The sequence below is a fragment of the Novosphingobium umbonatum genome (assembly GCF_004005905.1).
GTDB lineage: Bacteria > Pseudomonadota > Alphaproteobacteria > Sphingomonadales > Sphingomonadaceae > Novosphingobium > Novosphingobium umbonatum.
This window is the reverse complement of record NZ_SACO01000005.1, coordinates 69,755-91,755: the sequence shown is the minus strand read 5'-3', so window position 1 is coordinate 91,755 and position 22,001 is coordinate 69,755. Positions and strand designations below refer to the sequence as shown.

The 22,001-nt window shown below is 63.0% G+C and carries 24 protein-coding genes; 10 read left to right on the top strand and 14 right to left on the bottom strand.

The window, feature by feature from the left end; genetic code table 11:
- Positions 1 to 131: 131 nt before the first annotated feature.
- Complete coding sequence (locus tag EOE18_RS08560) at positions 132 to 929, top strand: GNAT family N-acetyltransferase (protein ID WP_127708352.1); 798 nt, start codon at positions 132 to 134, stop codon at positions 927 to 929.
- Here the strand turns inward: EOE18_RS08560 and EOE18_RS08555 are convergent.
- From EOE18_RS08555 to EOE18_RS08515, 9 genes are all read right to left on the bottom strand, one after another.
- Positions 926 to 1,663, bottom strand: a complete 738-nt coding sequence (locus EOE18_RS08555) for a lysophospholipid acyltransferase family protein (protein WP_127708349.1) — start codon at positions 1,661 to 1,663, stop codon at positions 926 to 928. The genes EOE18_RS08560 and EOE18_RS08555 overlap by 4 nt on opposite strands.
- Positions 1,664 to 1,735: 72 nt before the next feature.
- Positions 1,736 to 2,107 carry an adenosylmethionine decarboxylase gene (speD, locus tag EOE18_RS08550; RefSeq protein WP_127708346.1) on the bottom strand — a complete coding sequence of 124 codons (372 nt, stop codon included), beginning with the start codon at positions 2,105 to 2,107 and terminating at the stop codon, positions 1,736 to 1,738.
- Positions 2,104 to 3,726: an NAD(P)-binding protein gene (locus EOE18_RS08545; RefSeq protein WP_127708343.1), complete on the bottom strand. Its 1,623-nt coding sequence runs from the start codon at positions 3,724 to 3,726 to the stop codon at positions 2,104 to 2,106. The genes speD and EOE18_RS08545 overlap by 4 nt, the downstream gene beginning before the upstream one ends.
- The gene (locus EOE18_RS08540) at positions 3,716 to 5,257 is read right to left on the bottom strand and encodes a polyamine aminopropyltransferase (protein WP_127708340.1); all 1,542 of its coding nucleotides are present in this window, start codon (positions 5,255 to 5,257) and stop codon (positions 3,716 to 3,718) included. Before EOE18_RS08540 ends, EOE18_RS08545 begins: the two co-directional genes overlap by 11 nt.
- Positions 5,250 to 5,459 (bottom strand): DUF350 domain-containing protein, encoded by a 210-nt coding sequence (locus tag EOE18_RS08535; RefSeq protein ID WP_127708337.1) that lies wholly within the window; start codon positions 5,457 to 5,459, stop codon positions 5,250 to 5,252. Before EOE18_RS08535 ends, EOE18_RS08540 begins: the two co-directional genes overlap by 8 nt.
- 15 nt (positions 5,460 to 5,474) lie before the next feature.
- The gene (locus EOE18_RS08530; RefSeq protein ID WP_127708334.1) at positions 5,475 to 5,693 is read right to left on the bottom strand and encodes a hypothetical protein; all 219 of its coding nucleotides are present in this window, start codon (positions 5,691 to 5,693) and stop codon (positions 5,475 to 5,477) included.
- Positions 5,690 to 6,955 (bottom strand): DUF4178 domain-containing protein, encoded by a 1,266-nt coding sequence (locus tag EOE18_RS08525; RefSeq protein WP_127708331.1) that lies wholly within the window; start codon positions 6,953 to 6,955, stop codon positions 5,690 to 5,692. Before EOE18_RS08525 ends, EOE18_RS08530 begins: the two co-directional genes overlap by 4 nt.
- Complete coding sequence (locus EOE18_RS08520) at positions 6,952 to 7,593, bottom strand: DUF4178 domain-containing protein (protein ID WP_246027339.1); 642 nt, start codon at positions 7,591 to 7,593, stop codon at positions 6,952 to 6,954. Before EOE18_RS08520 ends, EOE18_RS08525 begins: the two co-directional genes overlap by 4 nt.
- 10 nt (positions 7,594 to 7,603) lie before the next feature.
- Complete coding sequence (locus EOE18_RS08515) at positions 7,604 to 8,566, bottom strand: SPFH domain-containing protein (RefSeq protein WP_127708328.1); 963 nt, start codon at positions 8,564 to 8,566, stop codon at positions 7,604 to 7,606.
- A gap of 150 nt (positions 8,567 to 8,716) precedes the next feature.
- On the opposite strand from EOE18_RS08515, the gene miaB reads away from it, so the two are divergent.
- A complete protein-coding gene (gene miaB / locus EOE18_RS08510) occupies positions 8,717 to 10,036 on the top strand; it encodes a tRNA (N6-isopentenyl adenosine(37)-C2)-methylthiotransferase MiaB (RefSeq protein ID WP_127708325.1) in 1,320 nt (439 codons plus the stop codon).
- 60 nt (positions 10,037 to 10,096) lie between these two features.
- Here the strand turns inward: miaB and EOE18_RS08505 are convergent, their stop codons facing one another.
- Positions 10,097 to 10,546 carry an RcnB family protein gene (locus EOE18_RS08505; protein ID WP_127708322.1) on the bottom strand — a complete coding sequence of 150 codons (450 nt, stop codon included), beginning with the start codon at positions 10,544 to 10,546 and terminating at the stop codon, positions 10,097 to 10,099.
- Between the two features lie 238 nt (positions 10,547 to 10,784).
- Between EOE18_RS08505 and EOE18_RS08500 the strand changes: the two genes are divergently transcribed.
- From EOE18_RS08500 to EOE18_RS08485, 4 genes are all read left to right on the top strand, one after another.
- Positions 10,785 to 11,834 (top strand): PhoH family protein, encoded by a 1,050-nt coding sequence (locus EOE18_RS08500; protein WP_181953031.1) that lies wholly within the window; start codon positions 10,785 to 10,787, stop codon positions 11,832 to 11,834.
- Between the two features lie 69 nt (positions 11,835 to 11,903).
- Positions 11,904 to 12,398: an rRNA maturation RNase YbeY gene (gene ybeY, locus EOE18_RS08495; RefSeq protein WP_127708739.1), complete on the top strand. Its 495-nt coding sequence runs from the start codon at positions 11,904 to 11,906 to the stop codon at positions 12,396 to 12,398.
- A 55-nt stretch (positions 12,399 to 12,453) separates the two neighbouring features.
- Positions 12,454 to 13,374: a hemolysin family protein gene (locus EOE18_RS08490; RefSeq protein ID WP_127708319.1), complete on the top strand. Its 921-nt coding sequence runs from the start codon at positions 12,454 to 12,456 to the stop codon at positions 13,372 to 13,374.
- A gap of 4 nt (positions 13,375 to 13,378) precedes the next feature.
- Positions 13,379 to 14,266, top strand: coding sequence for a LysR substrate-binding domain-containing protein (locus tag EOE18_RS08485; RefSeq protein ID WP_127708316.1), 888 nt, complete (start codon positions 13,379 to 13,381; stop codon positions 14,264 to 14,266).
- On the opposite strand, the gene EOE18_RS08480 is transcribed toward EOE18_RS08485, so the two are convergent.
- Together EOE18_RS08480 and EOE18_RS08475 are read right to left on the bottom strand one after the other, a co-directional pair.
- Positions 14,263 to 16,026, bottom strand: a complete 1,764-nt coding sequence (locus EOE18_RS08480; RefSeq protein WP_127708313.1) for a methyl-accepting chemotaxis protein — start codon at positions 16,024 to 16,026, stop codon at positions 14,263 to 14,265. The two genes, EOE18_RS08485 and EOE18_RS08480, sit on opposite strands and share 4 nt — an antisense overlap.
- A gap of 179 nt (positions 16,027 to 16,205) precedes the next feature.
- A complete protein-coding gene (locus tag EOE18_RS08475) occupies positions 16,206 to 16,673 on the bottom strand; it encodes a peptidylprolyl isomerase (protein ID WP_127708310.1) in 468 nt (155 codons plus the stop codon).
- Positions 16,674 to 16,876: 203 nt separating this feature from the next.
- On the opposite strand from EOE18_RS08475, the gene mgtE reads away from it, so the two are divergent.
- Together mgtE and EOE18_RS08465 are read left to right on the top strand one after the other, a co-directional pair.
- Positions 16,877 to 18,310, top strand: a complete 1,434-nt coding sequence (gene mgtE, locus EOE18_RS08470) for a magnesium transporter (protein ID WP_127708306.1) — start codon at positions 16,877 to 16,879, stop codon at positions 18,308 to 18,310.
- Positions 18,311 to 18,323: 13 nt separating this feature from the next.
- The gene (locus EOE18_RS08465) at positions 18,324 to 18,731 is read left to right on the top strand and encodes a DUF1489 domain-containing protein (protein ID WP_127708303.1); all 408 of its coding nucleotides are present in this window, start codon (positions 18,324 to 18,326) and stop codon (positions 18,729 to 18,731) included.
- On the opposite strand, the gene nudC is transcribed toward EOE18_RS08465, so the two are convergent.
- Positions 18,728 to 19,621, bottom strand: a complete 894-nt coding sequence (nudC, locus tag EOE18_RS08460) for an NAD(+) diphosphatase (protein WP_127708300.1) — start codon at positions 19,619 to 19,621, stop codon at positions 18,728 to 18,730. The genes EOE18_RS08465 and nudC overlap by 4 nt on opposite strands.
- Before the next feature lies 1 nt (position 19,622).
- Entirely contained in the window at positions 19,623 to 20,681 is a 1,059-nt protein-coding gene (locus tag EOE18_RS08455) for an A/G-specific adenine glycosylase (protein ID WP_246027338.1), read from the bottom strand.
- A gap of 28 nt (positions 20,682 to 20,709) precedes the next feature.
- Between EOE18_RS08455 and EOE18_RS08450 the strand changes: the two genes are divergently transcribed.
- On the top strand, positions 20,710 to 21,288 hold the full coding sequence (locus tag EOE18_RS08450; protein ID WP_127708735.1) for a DUF721 domain-containing protein: 579 nt from the start codon (positions 20,710 to 20,712) through the stop codon (positions 21,286 to 21,288).
- A complete protein-coding gene (locus EOE18_RS08445) occupies positions 21,288 to 21,989 on the top strand; it encodes a DsbA family protein (protein WP_127708298.1) in 702 nt (233 codons plus the stop codon). Before EOE18_RS08450 ends, EOE18_RS08445 begins: the two co-directional genes overlap by 1 nt.
- Positions 21,990 to 22,001: the final 12 nt, after the last annotated feature.

Genomic DNA, 22,001 nt, shown 5'->3' with positions numbered 1-22,001 from the left:
GACAAAGGGGGGTATCGCCAAGGCGGTGCCCCCCTTTTGTCATTTGCGCGTCACCGATCCATCACACGACCATCACAAAAGCGCCGCATGCCTGTCACACCGGCCTGATATTCAGGAGGGAAGGAGACAGTATGACCGCTCACGCCCACCCCGCCGCCGCCCGCCGCCTTACGGTCCGTCTTGCGCAGGATGCGCGCGATCTGGACGCTGTGCAACGCCTGCGCTGGCGCGTGTTCTTCGAGGAAATGGGCGCGGATGCCGATCCGGCCAATGCCGCACTGCGTTGCGACCGCGACGCCTATGACGCGCTTTGCGATCATCTGCTGGTGATTGACGAGGCGCGCGAGGGGGATGAGGAAAACAAGGTGGTGGGCACCTATCGCCTGTTGCGCGAAAGCGTGGCGCGCGCCCATGACGGGTTCTATTCCTCCAGCGAATATGACGTCTCGCCCCTGATGCGCCCGCGTGAGGATGGCCGCGAATTGCTGGAACTGGGCCGCTCCTGCGTGCTGCCCGAATATCGCACCAGCGCGACCATCTCCATGCTGTGGCGCGGCATTGCCGATTATATCAAGGCCAACCACATCGGCCTGATGTTCGGCTGCGCCAGCTTCCCCGGCACCGATCCCGATGCCTTTGCCTCGGCGCTGTCTTGGCTTTATCACAACCATCTGGCCGATCCGGCGCAATGCCCCCGCGTGCTGCCCGGCAAGGGCGTTTCCATGGAGCGCCTGCCGCGCGGTGCCTATGACGAACGCCGCGCCATGTTCCAGCTGCCCCCGCTGGTCAAGGGCTATATGCGCGTGGGCGCCAAATTCGGCGATGGCGCCTTTATCGACCATGCCTTCAACACGGTAGACGTGTTCGTGGTCATGCCGGTGGACCTCATCGCCGACCGCTATGCCTCGCGCTTCAGCGTGGCGGCTTAAGCTTTCAACCTCTCCGCCACCGCCGCTTCGCAAGCGCGCGCCAACGCCTTGCGATCGGCGGCCAGCACCGGCTGTTCAAACCACACTTGCGCCACCAGCCTCGGCCCTTTGAGCAGCCCGCCCGCATGGGGCAGCAATTCATCATCGCCGATCCATGCAATCTGGCGCTGCTCTGCCTCGGTCAAAGGCGCGCCATCGGCCCGCAGATAGCGCAAGGTCACCGGCTGCACCTTGGCCGAGCCATCCGCCACACCGGGCACTAGCGCGAACAGGCTGGAGCGGAAGGGCAGCGTTTCCAGCCCCAACCCCGTTGTCCCTTCCGGAAACAACACCAACCCGCGTTCCGCCTCCAGATGGCTGGCCAAAGCCGCCGCCTGATCCTGCGCCTTGCCCCGCCGCTCGCGCTCGACAAACAGGCAGCCATAGGCCTCCGTCAGCTTACCGATCACCGGCCAGCCCCGAATATCACCCTTGGCCACAAAGCCCGCATTCAGCACCAGACCCAGCACCGGAATATCGGTCCAGCTGACATGGTTGGCGACATAAAGCGTGCCCGCCTCGGGCAAGGGCGTACCATGCACCTCCACCCTGATGCCAAAAGCGGGCAGCAGGCAACGCCACGCCATCACCGCAAGACACCGCCGCCATCGCAACCCACGCGGTATGCAAAGCCACACGCCCGCCACCGCCAGAAACAAAGCCACGCCCAAACCGGCGCGAAATTTCCGCCACATTCTCCGCAAACCCCAAACAAACGCATCAGCCAAGTCGATCAGCCTCAGCCTAGATATGTGACTGGGTGATGACTAGCGCGATTTGCGGGCACCAAGACGCGGCAAAGCCTGCGCGAAGGCAACCCGCGCGCCCAAGCCCGCCACGATCACATCCAGCGCCGCCTGCGCATCGGCCTGCGCCCCGCAGACGAAAATATCCACCGCTGCCAGGGCTTCCTCTGGCCATGTATGGATGGAAATATGGCTTTCGGCCAGCAGGGCCACGCCGGTCACCCCTTGTTCCGGCCCGAAGGGATGCAGATGGACCGACAGCACTGTCACACGCGCCGCCGCACCTGCCTGACGCAACAAAGCCTCGATCCGCGTCAGATCCCCCAGATGCTGACCATCGGCCAGATCGGCCACCAGATGCACGCCAGTGGCGGGCGCATATGGCGCGCTCATGCCAAAGCCTCGTGGACGTGGCCTAGCCAACCCATCGCCCGTTCCGCCGCCTGCACGCCGCTATCATGGGCTTCTTCAAACAGGGACAGGCCGCAAAGGTCTGAATGGGCGCGAAACACCGGCCCATTCTGCGCCACACCCGCCAAAGCCGCCCGCAGACCCACCGTCGGCCGCACCATGGCATGGCCCCAGCGCCAGACATCGATCCGCTCGATCAAGCCTTCCAGCTCGGGGTTCATCGCCAACAAATCCTGCGCCACGATGGCCTGCCATTGCGGCAGGCTTCGCGCCAGCATCGCCCGCCTTTCCGCCGCCGGATCGCCGCGCGACAGGGCGTTGTACCAGGTCAAAACCCCCACAGCCTCACCATTGCTCCGCGTTTGATGCGTGGCCACCACATAGCCAAGCGATTCACTACCCGCCGCCACATTGTCCCATGCCAAAGGCACACCATCGCCCGATGGCAGACGCGAGACCGCCACATTGGCGACCACCCAAGGCGCATAGGTCAGCCCCTTCACCCCCGCAAAATCGGTCGCAACGTGGCGTGCCACAAAGTCTGGCATCGCCAACACCACCGCCCGCGCCCGCCAGCGCTGCGTATGGCCGCTGGCATGGTCATGCGCATCGACCAGCACATCGGCCCCATCGCGCGCCACGCGCAGCACGCTGGTGTTGCTGTGGATTCGCTCCGCCCCCACACGCCCCGCCATCAACCGCGCCAGCCTTGCATTGCCCTCCGGCCAAGTCAGCACGCTCTCGCCCGCGCCATCACTGGCCCAACCGCGCCTTCCGGCGAAATAATGGATGCCCGCCCATGCCGACACAGCTTCGGGCTCACAGCCATAATCATCGCGGCAGGCATAGCGCACATAGGCCAGCAAGGGCGCGCTGTTAAACCCCTGCCCCGCCAGCCATGCGGCAAAGCTGATGCCATCCAGCGCGGTATAGGCAGGGTCGGCGCTGGACAGGCGGCTGGGGCTGGCGAAGGCGGTGCGACCATCGCGGCCAATCGCCTTGCGAAAAGCCTCCATCGCCGCCGTAAAGCGATCACGCTGCGCCTTGTCCTGCGCGGAAAGGTAAGTGCTGGGGTAAAGCCCCTCTTGCCATTCCCCGCGCCACAACAGGCGCTCTTCCAGATCGGCGCAGAGTTGGTAGGGGTCATAGATCGGGGCGCCGCTGGCATCCTCGCCGGTAATCATGCCGAATTGGCGCAGCATATGGCGCAGGGCCACCGCCTCCTTACCCGGCACCGGCAGGTAATGCGCGCCCCACGGGAAGGCCGTCTGCGCATTGGCGCCCGCGCGGGCATTACCCCCCGCCTCACGCTCCAGTTCCAGCAGGGCGAAATCATCAAACCCCGCCTCACGCAGCCGCCAGCCCGCCGCCAGCCCCGCCACGCCGCCGCCCAGCACCAGCAGGGGAATACGACGCTCCAGCCCGCTCGCCGCTGGCAGGCGGCCATCGCGCAGGGCATGGCCCCGCGCCACATCCGCGCCCAGCAATTGCCCCGCAAAAGGCCCATAGGCCGGCGCGCTGGCGCAGCCCCCCAAAGCGCCCGTGGCCATCATCGCCGCTCCGCCCGCCAAAACGCTGCGGCGGCGCATCTCAGCCTTCATATTTGGCCCATTCTTCCGAGAAGCTGCGCACCAGAGCCTGATTGTCGAGCCGGTTCACCGGCACCGGCCTGCGCGCCATATCGGGGGGAAAATCAAACATCAGCGGTTCGGATGTGGCGTTCAAAAACCGCAGGCCCGCAGGCAAATTCGCCGCCATCACCGGCGGCTGATGCGCGGCCAGAGTATAGCCCCATTCGCCAAAGCTTGGCACATAGGCATGGTAGCCCCGCGTGGAAAGCCCCGCCGCCTCCAGCGTTTGCGCCACCGTCCAATAGGAACGCGGCGCCACCATCGGCGAGGTCGACTGCACCACCATCACCCCCTGCGGCGCCAGCAGGCGCGCAACCTCGCGGTAAAAGCTGACGGTGTAGAGCTTGCCGAGCGCATAATCGGTGGGATCGGGAAAATCGACAAGGATCGCGTCATATTGCCCCTTGGCGCTGCGTGCCCAGCGGAAGGCATCGGCATTGGTCACCTTCAAACGCGGGTTGGACAAAGAGCCTTGGTTCAGCGCCGAAAGCTGGGGGATCTGGCGAAACATCCGCGTCATTTCAGGGTCCAGATCGACCAGATCGACATGGGCCACGCGACTATCGCGCAGGATTTCCCGCGCCGCCAGTCCATCGCCCCCACCCAGCACCAGCACCCGCGAGGGATGCGCCACCCGCCCCAGCACCGGCCAGACCAAGGCCTCGTGATAGCGATATTCGTCACGGCTGGAAAATTGCAGATTGCCGTTGAGATAGAGCCGCAGATCCCCGCCGCGCCGCGCCAGCACCAACCGCTGGTAAGGCGTGGAGCGGGCATAGATCACACCCTCGCCATAATAGGCGATTTCCGCCGCGCGCTGGATACGCTCGCCCAGAAACAGGCCTGCCACCAGACTGCCCGCCACCAGCACAGCGGCCAGCATATCGACCACCACCCGCCTTTCACGCCGCAACACCCATAGCAGCGCCACCGCCACCGCCACATTGGCCAGCCCGAACACCATGCCGGTGCGGATCATGCCAAGGCGCGGCACCAGCACGAGCGGAAAGGCCAGACTGGCAATCAAGGCGCCGACATAATCATAGGTCAACACATTGGAGACCAGATTGCGAAAGGCAAAGCGCCCGCGCAAAATGCGGATGAGCAGCGGGATTTCCAACCCCACCAACACCCCAATCGCCAGCACCAAAGCATAGAGCAAGATGCGGAAATCGGCCGCCATGGGAAAGGCCAGAAACAGCCCCGCCGCGCTCCACCCGCCCAGCATGGCGATCATGATTTCCACGCGGATGAACACGCCCATCTCGTCCCCGCGCACATAGCGCGAGAGGAAAGAGCCAACCCCCATCGCAAACAGATAGGAGCCGATCACCGTGGAGAACTGGGTAACGCTGTCGCCCAGCAGATAAGACGCCAGCGTGCCCGCCAGCAATTCATAGATCAGCCCGCAAGTGGCCACCACCAGCACCGAAAGCAGCAGGATGGCAGCATGGCTCTTGGAAGCAGGGCTTTTGGAAGCAGGCGCGGTTTCCTCAGCCATGAATGGCCGCAGCAATGATGATCGACAGGCCCAAAGCCGCCGCGCCAGCCAGCAGGGCCACGGCCTGATTCTGCTTCTCGATAATCTCTTTCCACAATTCGCCGGGGGTCAATTTATCGACCACGATAAAGCTGATGATGAACACCAGAACGCCCAGCGCCGCATACATCAAAGTGGCCAGCACGGTTGCGCCAGTTAGCATGATCATTCTCCCCTATTATTTATGCGCCGGACCACCGCCATAGCCACCGCCGCCATAACCGCCGCCAAAATACCAGAAGCCACCGCCGCTGCGATGCTGGCGCGAATGGTCGCCGGGGCCGCTGTGATGCGATCCGCCATCGGCAAACGGGTCCCATGCGTTGTACCCCGCCCATGCGGCAAGCCCCAGCAACAGCAGGCACCATGCCGCGTAAGTCAGCAATCCACGGCTCATCGCGTCCGGCTCCAATGCTTCAACGCCACCCACAGGACAGGCAGGCCCGCGCCCGCCACCACCAACCACCACAGGCCCCAAGCCATGCCGCCATCCTCCACCAGAAAGGCAAGGCCGATCGTGTCGGGCGTGGTCTGGAACGGGTTGGTATAGGTTGGCGCGGCTCGGGTGGGGTCGTTCCAGCTATGCGCGCTGGCCTCTACCACCACGTCATATTGGCCCGCAGGCACGCCTTCAAACAGGGTCTCGGCGCTATGGCTGCCCTCGCTCCATGTGCCATCGCTATCCACGCCGGTGTAATATTCCAGCGCGGCAGGCGCGGTGAACACGGCCTGCGTCTGGCGATTGACCAGACGATAATCGAGATCGACCCATTGGTTGACGAAATTGCTCGATTCCACCTTGATGGTCACAAATTGCTTGGGCCGCGCCAGCGTGATCGCGCCAATGGGGATCGCCGCTGCGGCACCATCCACCGTCACCTGCCCCTGCCCGCGCTGGGACAGGCTGGGCGAACCCATCGCCGTCAACAGCAAATTCGCCGCCATCACAGTGGCCAAGGCGATGCCAGCCATGTTAGGCAGGCTGGTATCGGCTACGTCAAAATCTGCCCACCATGCGGCAAAGCGCGAAGGCGGATTGGCGCTGGACGGCCCCTGTCGCCTGGTAAAGCTCCTGATCCGCCAAGAAGGCAAAGGCACCAGATGCGTCCATTGCACCTCCTCGCCATTGGCCTCGCGGCTCAGGCTCTGGCCATCGCCGCTGATGAAGCTCTCGGCAAAAACCTGTTCCCCCGCCCGCACGCGCCAGTAAAATTCGCCCAGCACAGCTTTGGTGGTGATCGTGGCCGCGCCATCCTCCTCCGCGCCAAAGCGGCGCGAGGCCCAGCCATAGGTGCCATCACCCAGAGCCTTGGGGTGCGCGGTGAGCATCTGGCCAAATTGCCAATGCCCGTTGGAATAAACCAGCCAGCGATAGCCCGCATAGGGGTTGAACAGGAGATATTCCTCCCAGCCATAGCCCGAAGCCTCGCGCGCCAGCCAGCCAATCACTTCCCATTGCGTGCCGAACAAAGCGCCACGGCTGCCCAAAGGCAGGGCCAGACGCGCCAGTTTCTGGTGATATTCGGCAATCACCTTCACATCGGGATGGGCCACATCCAGCAGGCTGCCGCAATATTGGCAGGCGACCGAGACGGTATAGCCCGCCGCCTTGACCTCGATCCCCCCGCCACAGCAGGGACAGGTGACCGCGCGGCTCATGCCAGACCCTCCGGCATGGTCCAGCCCTCGATCTTGCGCAGACGGCTGGGTTTCAATTCGGCCAGTTCGACATAACGCCCGACATAGACATCCACCTTGCCGCCATCGCGCTGCACCGACAAAGCCGCGCCGGTGTCACAGCGGAAGTCAATGCTTTCCACCGCCCAATCCTTCGGGCAGGCAAAGGGCAGATCGCCCTCCCCGCCTAGGCAGGTGACCTGTTTGATATCGCTGGCGGTGAAATTCTGCCCATCGACCGTTGCGCGGCTGCCCAGCAGGATCGGGCCGGAAAAGCGCTCCGCCAGTTCCTCACGCGGGGCCAGCAGTTGAAACTGGCCCATCGCCTCGCCCAGCCAGCGCGTGGTTCCATCGGTCAATTGCAGCAACCATTCGTTCCACGAACCATCGCTCCAGCCCCAGCGTACACGGCCCACCACGGTAAAGCGCGTGCCATCCATCGCGCCCCCCGTGCCAAGCTGGATGGGCGAAATATCATAGGGCAGCACGGCGGCAGTGCCGACCTGACTCATCCCGTCGCGCATCACCACCGCCTGACAATAGGCGCAAACCGCATAGGGCAAACCGCCCCCGCGCATGGGCAGCGGCGCGCCGCATTGCGGACAATTCATCTGGGCCATCGGATAGACCTTACTTCACACGGGCCAGAATATCGGCCTTTTTGGCGTCAAATTCACTTTGCGTGATCGCGCCCATGGTCAGCAACTTGTGCAGCTTTTCGATCAAGGCAAAAGGGTCTTCCTGAGGGGTTTGGGCAGCGCCGAGAGCATCCTTCATCGCCCCACCCAAAGCCGCCGCTGCCGCCATTTCCGCGCCCAGACCGCCCACGCCGGACGCGCCATTATCCAGCCCTTCGGCCGCCTGAAAGCGCGTATAGCCCGCCATATCGCCCAGCACCCGCATGGACGACCCCTTGTCGAGATAGGCCTGCACTTCCTCTGGCAGGCTGACGCTTTCGACAAAGAAGGTCGGGCAAGCCAGACCCCAGGCCGCAAAAGCCTTGTCCACCTCCAGCTTGATCGCGTCCGACATTTTCTGCTGATTGCCCGCCAGATCGAGGAAAGCGGTCTGGCTGCTGCCCAATGCGGTGGCGATGGCGGTGACGATCACGCTGCGCAATTGCGTGTCCAGCGCGTCGGCCCAGACCTCTGCCGTGGTGCCCACAATGCGTTCGACAAACAGTTTCAAATCCGTCACGCGGAAGGAATAGGTGCCAAAGGCCCGCAGGCGGATCGCGCCAAATTCGGCATCGCGCAAAGTCACCGGCTGGGGCGTGCCCCATTTGCGGGCGGTCTGCTCCTTCAGGGAGATGAACAACACATCGGACTTGAAGGGCGAGTTGAAGCCCTTGTCCCAATTGAGCAAATTGGTGAGGATCGGCAGATTGGCCGTCTCCAGACTATGCAACCCCGGCCCAAAATAGTCCGCCACATGGCCTTCATTGATAAAGGCCGCCACTTGCCCCTCGCGCACGGTCAATTGCGCGCCGTTCTGGATCTCGTTGCCTTGGGTGGGCACGCGCCACGCCACTTGTCCGGGGGCTTCGTGCCATTCGATCACATCGATGAAATTGCGGCGCAGAAAATCGAACATGGGTCGCACTCTTGGGCAGCGCGGCGCAACCATCACGCCGCAGGTGTTATTCTAGAGTAATACACCAAACTTGCAAGCCAGACCCACTCCACAACCGGCAGACACGCAGCCCCCTTCAAATCCCCGCCAATATGGCTTAGGGGGCGTGGCATGACCACTTCGGCCCCCAAAACCTATCGCGTGAAAAGCTTCGGCTGCCAGATGAACGTCTATGACGGGCAGCGCATGGAAGAATTGCTGGCCACCCAAGGCATTAGCCCCGCGCCCGAAGGGGCCGAGGCCGATCTGGTGGTGCTCAACACCTGCCACATCCGCGAAAAGGCGGTGGACAAGGTCTATTCCGACATTGGCCGCCTGCGCCGTGACGATGGCACCAGCCCGATGATCGCGGTGGCCGGTTGCGTGGCGCAGGCCGAGGGCGAGGAAATCATGTCGCGCGCGCCGGCGGTGAAAATGGTGGTGGGTCCGCAGGCCTATCACCGCCTGCCCGACATGTTGGCCCGCGCTGCCAAGGGCGAGCGTGTGACCGACACCGACATGCCCGCCGATGCCAAATTCGGCGCCCTGCCCAAACGGCGCAATGTGGGCCCCACTGCTTTCCTGACCGTGCAGGAAGGCTGCGACAAATTCTGCACCTATTGCGTGGTGCCCTATACGCGCGGCGCGGAAATCAGCCGCCCCTATGCCGATCTGATCGCCGAGGCGCAGCGTCTGGTGGAAGCGGGCGCCAAGGAAATCACGCTGCTGGGGCAAAACGTCAACGCTTGGTCAGGCGAGAATGCCAAGGGCCAGCAGGTGGGGCTGGACGGGCTGATCCGCGATCTGGCCGCCATGCCCGATCTGGCGCGCATCCGTTACACCACCAGCCACCCCAATGACATGACCGATGCGCTGATCGCCGCGCATGGCGAGGTGGACAAGCTGATGCCTTTCCTCCACCTGCCGGTGCAGTCGGGCAGCAACCCTATCCTCAAAGCCATGAACCGCAGCCATAGCGCGGAAAGCTATCTGGCCATTCTGGACAAGGTGCGCGCAGCCCGTCCCGACATCGCGCTGTCGGGCGATTTCATCGTCGGCTTCCCCGGCGAGAGCGAGGCCGATTTTGCCGATACTTTGGCGCTGATTGACGCGGTGGGCTATGCGCAGGCTTTCAGCTTCAAATATTCGCCCCGCCCCGGCACGCCTGCGGCCACGATGGCGGACCAGATCAGCGCCGAAGTGATGGATGATCGCCTGAAGCGTCTGCAAGCCGCGCTCAACCGCGACCAACAGGCCTTTAACGAGGCCAGCGTGGGCCGCATTTGCGAAGTGCTGGTCGAACGGCGCGGCAAGCTGGAAGGGCAATGGCTGGGCAAATCACCATGGCTGCAATCGGTGCATTTCCAGCATGATGCCAAGATTGGCGACCTGTTGAAGGTGGAACTGGTGGATGGCTGGGCCAATTCGCTGGGCGCGCGAGTAATCGGATAAAGAACGCGCGGGCAGTTTCCCGCCCGCGCTCCTTTGGTCCATTCGCTCAGGTCTTGCAGGTTAGAGGAAGAACGATCCGAATACCTGCAGCACGCGGCCATTGCGGATGTCCACGCGGATCACATCGCGGCCATAGCGCACATAGCGGTCATTCGGTCCAACCGCAGGCAGGCGATAGGCGCCCGGATTGGCCAGCCAATAGCGGCGGGCGTAATAATCGGGGGCAAAGCGATAGCCGGGGGCTACCGGACGATAGGCATAGCCGCGCGGACCATAATAGGCGGGACCACGGAAAACCTCGGCATGGGCGCGGCGATATTCGCGCCAATCCTCGCGCGCTTCACGGCGGATTTCCTGACGGTATTCGCGCCGGTCGTCGCGGCGATCGCGGCGCCAGTCGTCATGACGGTCCATGCGCTGTTCGTGGTGATTGTCCGGCCCGCCATGGGCCTGTGCAACGGCGGGAACCAGCGTGGCGGCAGCAAGGCCCAGCATCAGGATCTTTCGCATGATTGTCTCCTTTATCGGGGCAGCGCCCCTTGCGGACCCTGCCAATGAAGCCCTTTTGCCCACCTCCGCATGAACCGATTTGGAACCCGCCCAACAGGCTTCGTTCAGAGTTGTCGCAATTTGTCGCAAGCTTATCCACAAGCCAGCCACCTATTTGCGCTTTGCGCCGAAGGGGCAATGGGATAGTTTTGCATCAGCGGAGCAGTCATCCGACTCCGGCTCCGCAGACAAGGAGCGCATGGCCCGCAAGCACATCCGCGCTAACGACACCATGGGTGAAGTGGCGCAATTTCGTCCCCAGCAAGCACGGCCCAACCCTTCGCGGCGGGCCAGAGCCGAGCTGGAGTTCGATGAGCCGACAATACTCGGCGCCTTGTTCGGGCAGTTTGATTCCAATCTGGTGCTGATCGAAAACCGTCTGGGCGTGTATATTTCCGCCCGTGGCAACCGCATCATGATCGAGGGCAACGAGGATAATGTCGCCCGCGCCCGTGAAGTGCTGCAAGGCCTGCACCGCCGCATCATTCAGGGTCAGGAAATCGACGCTGGCGCGGTGGAAAGCCTGATCGCCATGTCGGTGGAACCGATGCTGGAAGGCATCATTTCGGGCGATGACAGCCACCCCCCGATCATGATCCGCACGCGCGGCAAAACCATCGTGCCGCGCAGCCCCACGCAAATCGAATATATGCGGGCGCTGGCCAAGCATGATGTGATTTTCGCGCTGGGTCCGGCAGGCACGGGCAAGACCTATATCGCCGTGGCGCAGGCCGTATCGCAATTGATCAATGGCAGCGTCAAACGCCTGATCCTGTCGCGCCCTGCGGTGGAGGCGGGGGAAAAGCTGGGCTTTCTGCCCGGTGATATGAAGGACAAGGTCGATCCCTATCTGCGGCCTTTGTATGACGCGCTCTATGACTGCATGCCGCCCGAACAGGTGGAACGCCGCCTGGCCAATGGCGAGATCGAGGTAGCGCCGATTGCCTTCATGCGCGGACGCACGCTGGCCGATGCTTTCGTCATTCTGGACGAGGCGCAGAACACCACCCATGCGCAGATGAAAATGTTCCTCACCCGCTTCGGCATGAACAGCCGGATGGTGATCTGCGGCGACCCCAAACAGGTCGATTTGCCCGGCGGGCAGGCGATGAGCGGGCTCAACGATGCCGTGGCCAAGCTGGAAGGTGTGGAAGGCATCGCCACGGTGCGGTTCAACCGCGATGATGTGGTGCGCCATCCCATCGTCGGGCGGATTGTGGATGCCTATGAAGGACAGGATCTGGCGTGACATCGCAGATTAGGCCCATAAGGATTAAGCTTAGACATTTGCGCCCGCAGCTTTTAGGCAGGCGCCATGTTGACGCTTGAAATCGATATCGAAGCCCCTTGGCCCGCCACCACCGATTGGGAGGCGCTGGCGGCCAAGGCGGCGGGTGCGCTGACCGTGGTGGCGCCCGAATTGGCCAAGGATTGCCTGTTGGTCAGCCTGTTGATGACCAGCGATGATGAAGTGCAGGTGCTCAATGCCGAGTGGCGGGGCAAGGACAAGCCGACCAATGTCTTGTCCTTCCCCATGCTGGAACGCGAGGATCTGCTGGATCTGGACGGCGATGGCCCGCCCGAAATGCTGGGCGATCTGGCGCTGGCCTATGAAACCTGCGCGCGCGAGGCGGAGGAAAAGGGCATCAGCCTGGAAGACCATGCCGCCCATCTGATGATCCATGGCCTGTTGCATCTGGCGGGGCTGGATCATGAAATTTCCGATGAAGATGCGCGGGAAATGGAAATTTTGGAAATAAAGGCGCTTGCACTTATCGGCATTGCCGACCCATATGGCGACCACGGGATTTGAATTTCCCGCAACTGCCGCTGCGTTTGCCGCGCGGCCTATTGGAGTATTACGCGCTGTGGCCGAAATGGGCCGTCTTGGAGACACCGGCAACGGAGAGTCGGACAGTAAGCTCTCGCTGTGGCGAGCGGTAAGACGTTTCTTTGACGGAGGCGAGGCGGACCAATCGCTGCGCGACCATCTGGAAGACATTATCGACGAGCATGAAGAGGAAGGCGGCGCGCCTGCTGGCAAGGGGGACCTGTCACTGATGGAGCGGCAGATGTTGCGCAACCTGCTCCATTTCTCCGAACATGATGCCGCCGATGTCTGCATCCCGCGCGGGGCGATTGTGGCGGTGCCGCATAATGCGCCCTTTGCCGATGTGGTCGCCGCCTTTGCCGAACACGGCCATTCGCGCATGCCGGTCTATCGCGACACGCTGGATGAAGTGATCGGCATGATCCTTATCAAGGATGTGTTCGGCTATCTGGCCCGTGGCGAGGAACCGCAAGGCCATTGGACCCGCCTGATGCGCCAGCCCTTGTTTGTGCCCACCGCACGCGGCGCGCTGGATGTGCTGGCCGATATGCGGTCGAGCCGTGTGCATCTGGCCGTGGTGGTCGATGAATATTCGGGCACCGAAGGCATCATCACCTTTGAGGATCTGGTCGAGGAAATCGTCGGCGAGATCGAGGACGAGCATGATGATGCCCCTGCCCCGCTGCTGACCCCGCTGGAAGAAGGCATGTGGGACGCCGATGCCAAGGCCCGGTTGGAGGAAGTGGGCGAACGCATCGACCCGCGTCTGGCCGAGGTGGAGGAAGATATTGATACGCTGGGCGGGCTGGCCTTCCTGATGGCGGGCCATGTGCCCCATGTCGGCACGATGATCCCCCACCCCAGCGGATGGACGATTGAAGTGACGCAAGCCGATGAAAGACATGTTATGCGTCTACGCCTGCACCCACCGGCCTCCCTCCTGAGCGAAGAGGACTGACCCCATGCCCGCCACTCGCCGCTTGCCCCCCCTGCGCGCGCTGGAAGCCTTTGTCCGCATCGTCCGCCTCGGTTCCGCCAAGGCGGCGGCGCATGAATTGGGCCTCAGCCCTTCGGCCCTGTCGCGGCGCGTGGGCAGTCTGGAAGATTTCGTGGGCAAGCGCCTGTTCACCCGCCAGCATCAGGCGATGAAGCTGACCGATGATGGTCAGGCCTTTTACGCGGCGGTCAGCCCCAAGCTGGAGGAATTGGCCGAAGCGGTGGAATCGCAGATGGAGGCGGGCAATGTGATGCGCCTGCATCTGGGCATTCCCGCGCTGTTTGCCGGTGAACGTCTGTTCCCGCGCCTGCCCGAATTGCGCAAATTGCACCCGCGCCTGCATATCGACTTTGACACTGGCGCGCAGCTCGATTCCGAATTGGGCGATTCGATTGATGCCGCGATTGTGCTGTCAAAAGAGCCCGATCCCGCGCTCCATTCGGTCCGGCTCGACCATAACAAGGTCCATGCCTTCGCCAGCCCCGCTCTGGCCGCAGAGATTGGCGCCACGCCCGATGTGGCGCGCCTGTCGAAACAGACCTTCGTGATCTCCACCGACCTGCCCGAAAGCTTTGACGTGTGGAAATCGGCGCTGGGGCTGGAAAAGCTGGAACCGGCGGCCATTGACCATTTCGACTCCGCCCAGTTGATCATCGCCGCCGCAACGCAGGGGTTGGGCGTGGCCATCCTGCATGATGACCATTTCCTGCGCGAAGGCGATGACCGTTTGGTGCGCCTGTTCGATATCGAGGTGAACAGCCCCTATTCCTATTGGTTCGTGTGCCGCCCCAAGGCGCTGGAAACGCGCCCGGTGCGGATTTTCTACGACTGGCTGGTCAAGGCCGGGCTTTAAGCCGCATAGCGCTGCTGACCATAGGAACCACCGCCCTGATGGCCGGAGGAGAAGCGCTGCACCACCGCCGACAGACGTTCGGATTCGGTGGCCAGTGAATGCGAGGCGGCGGTAGATTCTTCGACCAGCGCGGCATTTTGCTGGGTGGCGCGGTCAAGATCGCTGAGCACGCTGTTGACCTGCGCAATGGATGATGCCTGACTGGCCGCTGTGGCCGACAGGCTGGACAGCATGGCCGCCACTTCGGTCGAGCGGTCGACGATGCGTTGCAGGCTCGACTGGGTCTGGCTGACCATATCCACGCCTTGGCGCACTTCATGGCCCGAATTGACGATCAGGGCGCCAATTTCACGTGCAGCCTCGGCGCTGCGCTCGGCCAGGTTGCGGACCTCGGTGGCCACCACGGCAAAGCCCTTGCCCGCATCACCCGCACGCGCAGCCTCCACACCGGCATTGAGCGCCAGCAAGTTGGTCTGGAACGAGATGCCGTCGATGATCTCGACAATCGAGCGCATCTTTTCCGAGGTGGCGGCAATGGAATTCATCGCGGCCACCGCATCCAGCATCAGCTGTCCGCTGGCCGAAGCCTCGCTTTCGGCCTCACGCGCGGCATTGGCGGCATTGGCCACACCTGCGCCCGCCGAACTGACCGATTCGGCCAGATCGCGCACCGTGCTGGCCGTTTCGCCCAGCGAGGAAGCCTGCACTTCGGTGCGGCGCGCCAGATCCTGCGCGGCGGCGGAAATCTCGCTGGCACCGGTACGCACCGCGCCTGCCGAACGGGCCACTTCGCCCATCTGTTCGGCCAGAGAAGCCACGGTAGCGTTGAAATCCTGACGCAATTGTTCGTATTCGGCAGGGAAGTGGTTGTCGATACGGTGGCTCAACTGCCCCTGACGCAGCGCCCCCAGCCCCTTTTCCAAGGCGCCGGTCACCTGCTGCTGCGCCACCAGCTTGCTTTCAGCCTCCAACCGGCTGCGTTCGGCAACGGACGTGCGAATGTCATCCAAAGCGCGGGCAATCTCGCCCAGTTCATCGGGCTTTTCCGTGCCGGGGATCGACATGTCCACCTGCCCGCGCGCCATGGAACCCATCGCATCGCGCAGCCGCGCCAAGGGACTGGTCAAGCGCACACGCAGCATCAGCATCACCAGCAAGCCAATCACCACGCCAGCCACGCCCAGCACGCTATAACGCCACACCGAGGCCTTCGCCCCCGCCACGGCTTCATCGGTACGCTGCTGCGCCAGTTGGCTGTTGTAATCCTTGTCCTCCTCAATCGCGCTTTGCAAATCGCGGGCGTGCTGGACAATCTCGCCGCGATAAAGGACTTCGGCCTGTGCCGGATTGTCGGTGGCAGCCTGTTTCACCGCCTCCATATCGGCGCGGAACTGTTGCCACTTTTGCGAAAAGGCTTCGTAAAGGGCTTTGTCCTTGTCATCCGAAATCAGCTTGCCATAGGCGGCAACCTGCTCATCGACCTTGACGATGCCCTTGTCCAACTCGCCATTGGCTTTGGCCAGTTCTTCGGGCGATTTGGCCATGATCACGCGCGAGAGGCGAATGCGCGCGATTTCAAAATCGATCACAATCTGGCCCAAGGCCGCCACGCTGGGGAGCGAATTTTCGTTAATATAAACCAGATCGCGCTGCATGGCACCGGCACCAACCGCGGCGGTTACGGCGCTACCGCCAATCAGGGCGGCAAGGGTGAGAGAGCCAGCCGTAACAAGCGTGCTGATCTTGATCTGGTTTAACACAAAGCGATCCCTTTTTATCCGGATTTCGCCTTGCTTACACGGTAAATCTACAAGGAGGCCCTGTTGCCCCCCTGCGTTGCAACCCGCAATCAAAGTTGCATTTGCGTTAATCTCAAACTTTCACCCCTGACTAACAACCTCTCCCGCTGCCCATGCAACGGGAGAGGCCGCGATCAGGTTCAGGCAGCCGAAACGGTGGCCTTCACAATCTTGCCGGGGTTACGCGGCGGTTCGCCCTTGGGCAGGGCGTCGATGAATTCCATGCCCGACTGCACCACGCCCCAAACCGTGTACTGACGGTCAAGGAAGGTGGCATCGTCAAAACAGATGAAAAACTGGCTGTTAGCCGAATGCGGAGCGCTGGTGCGCGCCATCGAGCATACGCCGCGAACGTGGGGTTCGTTGTTGAATTCGGCCTTCAGGTCGGGCTTGTCGCTGCCGCCGGTGCCGGTGCCATGGGGGCAACCGCCCTGCGCCATGAAGCCGGGGATCACGCGGTGGAACTTCACGCCATCGTAAAAGCCTTCACCGGCCAGTTCCTTGATGCGTTCCACATGGCCGGGGGCCAGATCGGGGCGCAGCTTGATAACCACATCACCCGTGCCATTACCAGTATCCACGGTGAAGGTCAGAAATTCCTCGGCCATTTGTCTTAACTCCTGCTGGCATACGGGGCGGCGCTTTGGGCCGATAGGTCCCCGTGTCGCGCGCTCTGATAGAGATGGCGTGGCGCAAAGTCACGCGCCAGATGGTGCAGCCCTGTGCAGAGCTTGGCCCCATGCGCATAAACTGGTCAAAGCGCGCCATTGGGCGGTTGCATTTATGGAACAACTGCCTAATCCCTTGGCCCATGAGCCTGGAGCCGCTGGACCCTGACACGATCGACACCGCCCAAGCGGCAAGCGAAGCCGTGCCTGCGGAAAGCGAGCGTCTGGACGCGGATAACATGCTGAAAAGCGACTATGTCCGCCGTGTGCGCGACGCGCTGGAGGCGGGTGATGATGGCGCTGTCTATGCGTTAGTGGAGCCGCTGCACCCCGCCGACATCGCCGACCTGCTGGAACAGGTAGAGGCTGACGAGCGCAGCGCGCTGACCCGCGCCATTTCCGACCTGATGGGCAGCGAGGTCTTTGCCGAGCTGAACGACCACGTGCGCGAAGCATTGGTGGACGAGCTGTCGGCCGAGGATATTGCCGAGATTGCCGAGGAGATGGAGACCGACGACGCGGTCGCCCTGCTCGAAGATCTTGAGCCCGAAGAACAGCAGGCCGTGCTGGCCGAGATGGAGCCGGAAGAGCGCGCCGCCATCGAATCGGCGCTGGCCTATCCGGAGGAGACCGCAGGCCGTTTGATGAGCCGCGACTTTATCGCGGTGAACGAACAACTGACCGTGGGTGAACTCATCCACTATCTGCGCGACAACAAGGATCTGGCCACCGAGTTTTGGGAAGTGTTCATTGTGGACGCCCATTACCGGCCGGTGGGCACCTGCCAATTGTCGTGGATCCTGCGCACCGACCGGCATATTGCCCTGTCCGATGTGATGAAGCGCGACCAGACGCTGATCCCTGTCACCATGGATCAGGAAGAGGTGGCGCTGCGTTTCCAGAAATACGCGCTGATCTCCGCCGCCGTGGTGGATGAAAGCGGGCGTCTGGTGGGCCAGATCACGGTGGACGACGTGGTCCACATCATTCAGGAAGAGGCCAGCGAGGACATCCTGCGCCTGTCGGGCGCCGGTGATGGCGACATTAACGAGCCGATCCTGATGACGGTCCGCACCCGCCTGTCATGGCTGGTGGTCAATCTGGGCACGGCCATTCTGGCCTCATCGGTGGTCAGCCTGTTTCAGGACGCGATTGCCCGCTTTGCCCTGCTGGCCGTGCTGATGCCGATCGTGTCGGGCATGGGCGGCAATGCGGGCACGCAGACTTTGGCGGTGGTGGTGCGCGCCATTGCCACCAATCAGCTGACCAGTTCGAACACGATCCGCATGGTCTTGCGCGAATTGCGCATCGCCATGGCCAATGGCCTGTCGCTGGGCCTGTTGATCGGCACCAGCACCGCGCTTTTGTTCCATAACCCGCATCTGGGCGCAGTGATTGGCGCGGCGATGATTATCAACAATCTGGTGGCCGGTCTGGCCGGTATTCTGGTGCCCATCACGCTGGACCGCGCCAATGTCGATCCGGCTGTCTCTTCGGCCGTATTTGTCACCACTGCCACCGACGTTATGGGCTTCTTCTCCTTCCTTGGTCTGGCCGTCGCCACCGGACTGGTTTGAAAGCCCTATCCCCATGCCGCTCAATATGACCAAAGTCGCCTATGGCGCGCAATCGCTGGACGAAGTGCATGGCTGGTTTGCCGATGGCGGGCGGCGCGGGGGCGAGAAGGTTGTGCATATCACCACGCGCAATTGCCCCAAGCGCGCAGCCGAAATGATCGGCGGATCGGTGTTCTGGATCCTGAAACATCAATTGGTGGCCCGCAGCGAGATCATCGGCTTTTCCGAAGCCGAGGGGGGCCGCACCGCCATCCTGATCTCCTCCGATCTGATCGATGTCGTCCCCACTCCACGCCGCGCGCATCAAGGCTGGCGCTATCTGGAGGAGAAAGACGCCCCCGCTGATCTGGCCAGTGGCGCCAGCGGCGATGTGCTGCCCGCCGATATGGCGAGCGAATTGGCAAGGCTGGGGCTGGTTTAAGCCGCACGCAACCACCGATCCAGCAAATGCCATGCAATCGCGCGTGGCGATGGTGCGCTAAAGGCTACTCCGTCCTCCCCCCGCGCACGCGCCTCCATCGCCTCGGCCACTTGTTCGCGGGTGAACCAGCGGGCGTCTTCCAATTCATTGGTGTCAATGTTCAGCGCCGGATCATCGGCATAGGCATGGCCCGCGATCATCAGGCTGGAGGGGAAAGGCCAAGGCTGGCTGGCGACATAGCGCACGTCGCGCACCGTCACGCCCGCTTCCTCGCGGATTTCGCGGGCCACCGCCTCCTCGAAAGTCTCGCCCGGTTCGATAAAGCCCGCCAGCGCCGAATAGCGCCCCGCAGGAAAGCGGGGTTGGCGGCCCAGCAACAGGCGGCCTTCATGCTCTACAGTCATAATCACCACCGGATCGGTACGGGGGAAATGCGGCGTGGCGCAGGCCTCGCTGATGCAATCGCGCTGCCACCCGCCTTTGGCGATGCGGGTCGGGCTGCCGCAACGCGCGCAGAAACGGTGCCGCCCATGCCAACCCGCCAAAGCGCGGGCCGCGCCATAAATGGCGACTTCCTGATGCGACAGGCCCGATAGAGCGCTCCACAGATCGAAACTGGCAGGCGCGGTGCTGGCGTCTTCGGGGCGCGGCGCGGCGACAAAATGGCCTTGCCCTTCGGCATCCAGCCCGAGGAAGATCAGCTCCGCCCCTTCTGGCGCAGCATCCAGACTTTGCCAGACCAGCCCGCCATCAACGACCGGCTCCAATCCCTGCAAGGCCAGCAGCCGCCCGCCCTGCGCCTGCAAAGCCGCCAAGGCCTGCGCATCGGAACGCAAGGCATCGGCGCGGTCCAGCGGGCTGCCTGCAAAAGTCATTTCAGGCTGCGTCATCTCACTCTCCCTTTAACGCCAAGGCGGCTGCGCGGGCATAGAGCGTGGGCAGGCCCGCCTCGTCAAGCCGGTCCAGCGGCCACCATTCGCCATCGCCCTGTGGCGCATGACTGACCTTTGCCGCCCAGACATCCAGCTCCAGCGCGACATGGGTGAAAATATGGCTCACGCTGCCCGCCTCCAGCCACTGGGCCGAGACAGGCGGCGCGCCCATACCATCGGTCCGCGCGCTCCAGCCATTGTCGGGCAAGGCGCGCATGCCGCCCAACATGCCCTTGGCCTCGCGCCGGACCAGCCAGACATGGCCGTCACGCTCGATCCAATAGGCAATGCCCTTGCGCTGCGCCTTGGCCTTTTTGGGCGGTTTGACCGGATAGGCCTCCGCCGCGCCCTTCCCCGCGCAATGGCTGGACAGGGGACAGATTAAACATTGCGGGGCACGGACGCTGCAAATACTTGCGCCCAAATCCATCATCGCCTGCGCAAAATCGCCGCTGCGCAGGGCGGGCGTGATGCGGTCGGTCGCCTCGCGGATCTCGGCACGGCCAGCGGGCAGAGGCGCGTCAATCGCAAACAGGCGGGCCACCACCCGCTCGACATTGGCATCCACCACCACGGCGCGCTGGCCAAAAGCGATCGCCGCCACCGCCGCCGCCGTATAGGCGCCAAGGCCCGGCAAAGCTCGAAGCCCCACCTCATCCGATGGAAAACCGCCACGCTGTGCCACCACTCTTGCGCATTCCACCAGTCGCCGCGCCCGCGAATAATAGCCCAGCCCTGCCCAAGCCGCCATCACCTCTTCCTCTGGCGCGGCGGCCAAGGCCTGCACATCGGGCCAGCGGGTGGTGAAACGTTCGAAATAGGGGATGACAGCCGCCACAGTGGTCTGTTGCAGCATCACTTCGGACAGCCATACGCGATAGGGATCAGCCGCATTGCCACCGGGAGGCACACGCCAGGGCAGGCTGCGCGCATGAACATCATACCAGCGCAGCAGATCAGCACTGACCTCTGTTTCCAGCATCTTGCCGCAATTCTCGCTCTGCGCTCTGGCGTCCATGCGGCGGCTATGGCATGGCGGGCAGGCCATGGAAAGGGACCCGTCCAACACCCCAAAGGGCAGAAAGTCGCCCGCCGCCAAATCCACCCCGCGCCTGTATGAAAGGCCGCGAGGCGGGCAGGCGCGCGCGATTGCCGATCTGATGCCCGATATTGGCCGCACCGCCTTTCGCCGCTTTGGCTTTGTGCAATCCAGCGTGGTCACTCGCTGGCCCGAAATCGTGGGCGAAGCCCATGCCAAAGTCTGCGCGCCCGAAGCGATCCGCTTCCCGCCCGGCGAAAAAAGCGATGGCATTTTGCAACTGGTGGTGCTGCCCGCCCATGCGCCGCTGATCAGCCATGTGCTGCCCGAAATTGTGGAGCGAGTGAACCGCTTCTTTGGCTATAATGCGGTGGCCAAGGCGAAAATCCGGCAGGGCGAGGTCAAGCCCCGCCCGCAAAACGCCCCCCGCCCCGCCCCGCCAATCCTGCGACCCATCCCCTATGAATTGGGGGAAAGCCTGCGCGATATTGGCGATCCGGAATTGAAGGCCGTGCTGGAATCGCTCGCCCGCAGCATCGCGCGCGAGGAAGAGGCGTGGCAGGATAGACAAGAGAAGGAGCTTTGATGCGTTTGAGCAAGCTGTCGCTGCTATGGGCCGCCACACTGGCTGTAGCGGGAACCAGCCCTTTGCAGGCCGCGCCCGCAAAGCCTGTAGCCAAGGCTGCCCCCGCCGTGGCCGTATCGCCGGTCGGTGGCCATGTGCTGGGCCGCGCCAATGCGCCGCATAAGCTGGTCGAATATATGAGCTATACTTGCCCGCATTGCGCCCATTTCGACGCCGAGGCCAGCGCCCCGCTGCAATTGGGCCCGATTGCGCAGGGCAAGCTGTCGTTTGAAGTGCGCCACCTGCTGCGCGACCCGCTGGATGTAACCATGGCGGTGCTGACCAATTGCGCCCCGCCCGCTCGTTTCTTCCCGCTGCATCACAAATTTCTGGCCGACCAGCCCAAATGGATGGCCGTGGTGCAAGCCATGACCGAGGCGCAGATGCAGCGCTGGAACAATGGCCCGATGCTCGAACGCATGCGCGCCATTGCCGGTGACCTGAAATTCTATGACACGGCGGCCGGTTTTGGCGTGTCCCGCCCGCAGGCCGATGCCTGTTTCGCCAATGAAGCGCTGATCAAGCGTATTGTCCAGCAGACCCGCGATGCACAGACCATCGGCGTGGATTCCACCCCCAGCTTCACGCTGGATGGCGATTTGATGAAAGATGCCCATGATTGGGCTTCTGTTCAGGCACAATTGGGCAAAGCATTGAAGTAAAGGCAGCGCCCA

Coding starts and splice junctions, on each gene's coding strand:
- EOE18_RS08560 (WP_127708352.1), top strand. CDS start 132: ATGACCGCTCACGCCCACCCCGCCGCCGCCCGCCGCCTTACGGTCCGT.
- EOE18_RS08555 (WP_127708349.1), bottom strand. CDS start 1,663: ATGTGGCGGAAATTTCGCGCCGGTTTGGGCGTGGCTTTGTTTCTGGCG.
- speD (WP_127708346.1), bottom strand. CDS start 2,107: ATGAGCGCGCCATATGCGCCCGCCACTGGCGTGCATCTGGTGGCCGAT.
- EOE18_RS08545 (WP_127708343.1), bottom strand. CDS start 3,726: ATGAAGGCTGAGATGCGCCGCCGCAGCGTTTTGGCGGGCGGAGCGGCG.
- EOE18_RS08540 (WP_127708340.1), bottom strand. CDS start 5,257: ATGGCTGAGGAAACCGCGCCTGCTTCCAAAAGCCCTGCTTCCAAGAGC.
- EOE18_RS08535 (WP_127708337.1), bottom strand. CDS start 5,459: ATGCTAACTGGCGCAACCGTGCTGGCCACTTTGATGTATGCGGCGCTG.
- EOE18_RS08530 (WP_127708334.1), bottom strand. CDS start 5,693: ATGAGCCGTGGATTGCTGACTTACGCGGCATGGTGCCTGCTGTTGCTG.
- EOE18_RS08525 (WP_127708331.1), bottom strand. CDS start 6,955: ATGAGCCGCGCGGTCACCTGTCCCTGCTGTGGCGGGGGGATCGAGGTC.
- EOE18_RS08520 (WP_246027339.1), bottom strand. CDS start 7,593: ATGGCCCAGATGAATTGTCCGCAATGCGGCGCGCCGCTGCCCATGCGC.
- EOE18_RS08515 (WP_127708328.1), bottom strand. CDS start 8,566: ATGTTCGATTTTCTGCGCCGCAATTTCATCGATGTGATCGAATGGCAC.
- miaB (WP_127708325.1), top strand. CDS start 8,717: ATGACCACTTCGGCCCCCAAAACCTATCGCGTGAAAAGCTTCGGCTGC.
- EOE18_RS08505 (WP_127708322.1), bottom strand. CDS start 10,546: ATGCGAAAGATCCTGATGCTGGGCCTTGCTGCCGCCACGCTGGTTCCC.
- EOE18_RS08500 (WP_181953031.1), top strand. CDS start 10,785: ATGGCCCGCAAGCACATCCGCGCTAACGACACCATGGGTGAAGTGGCG.
- EOE18_RS08485 (WP_127708316.1), top strand. CDS start 13,379: ATGCCCGCCACTCGCCGCTTGCCCCCCCTGCGCGCGCTGGAAGCCTTT.
- EOE18_RS08475 (WP_127708310.1), bottom strand. CDS start 16,673: ATGGCCGAGGAATTTCTGACCTTCACCGTGGATACTGGTAATGGCACG.
- mgtE (WP_127708306.1), top strand. CDS start 16,877: ATGAGCCTGGAGCCGCTGGACCCTGACACGATCGACACCGCCCAAGCG.
- EOE18_RS08465 (WP_127708303.1), top strand. CDS start 18,324: ATGCCGCTCAATATGACCAAAGTCGCCTATGGCGCGCAATCGCTGGAC.
- nudC (WP_127708300.1), bottom strand. CDS start 19,621: ATGACGCAGCCTGAAATGACTTTTGCAGGCAGCCCGCTGGACCGCGCC.
- EOE18_RS08455 (WP_246027338.1), bottom strand. CDS start 20,681: ATGGACGCCAGAGCGCAGAGCGAGAATTGCGGCAAGATGCTGGAAACA.
- EOE18_RS08450 (WP_127708735.1), top strand. CDS start 20,710: ATGGAAAGGGACCCGTCCAACACCCCAAAGGGCAGAAAGTCGCCCGCC.
- EOE18_RS08445 (WP_127708298.1), top strand. CDS start 21,288: ATGCGTTTGAGCAAGCTGTCGCTGCTATGGGCCGCCACACTGGCTGTA.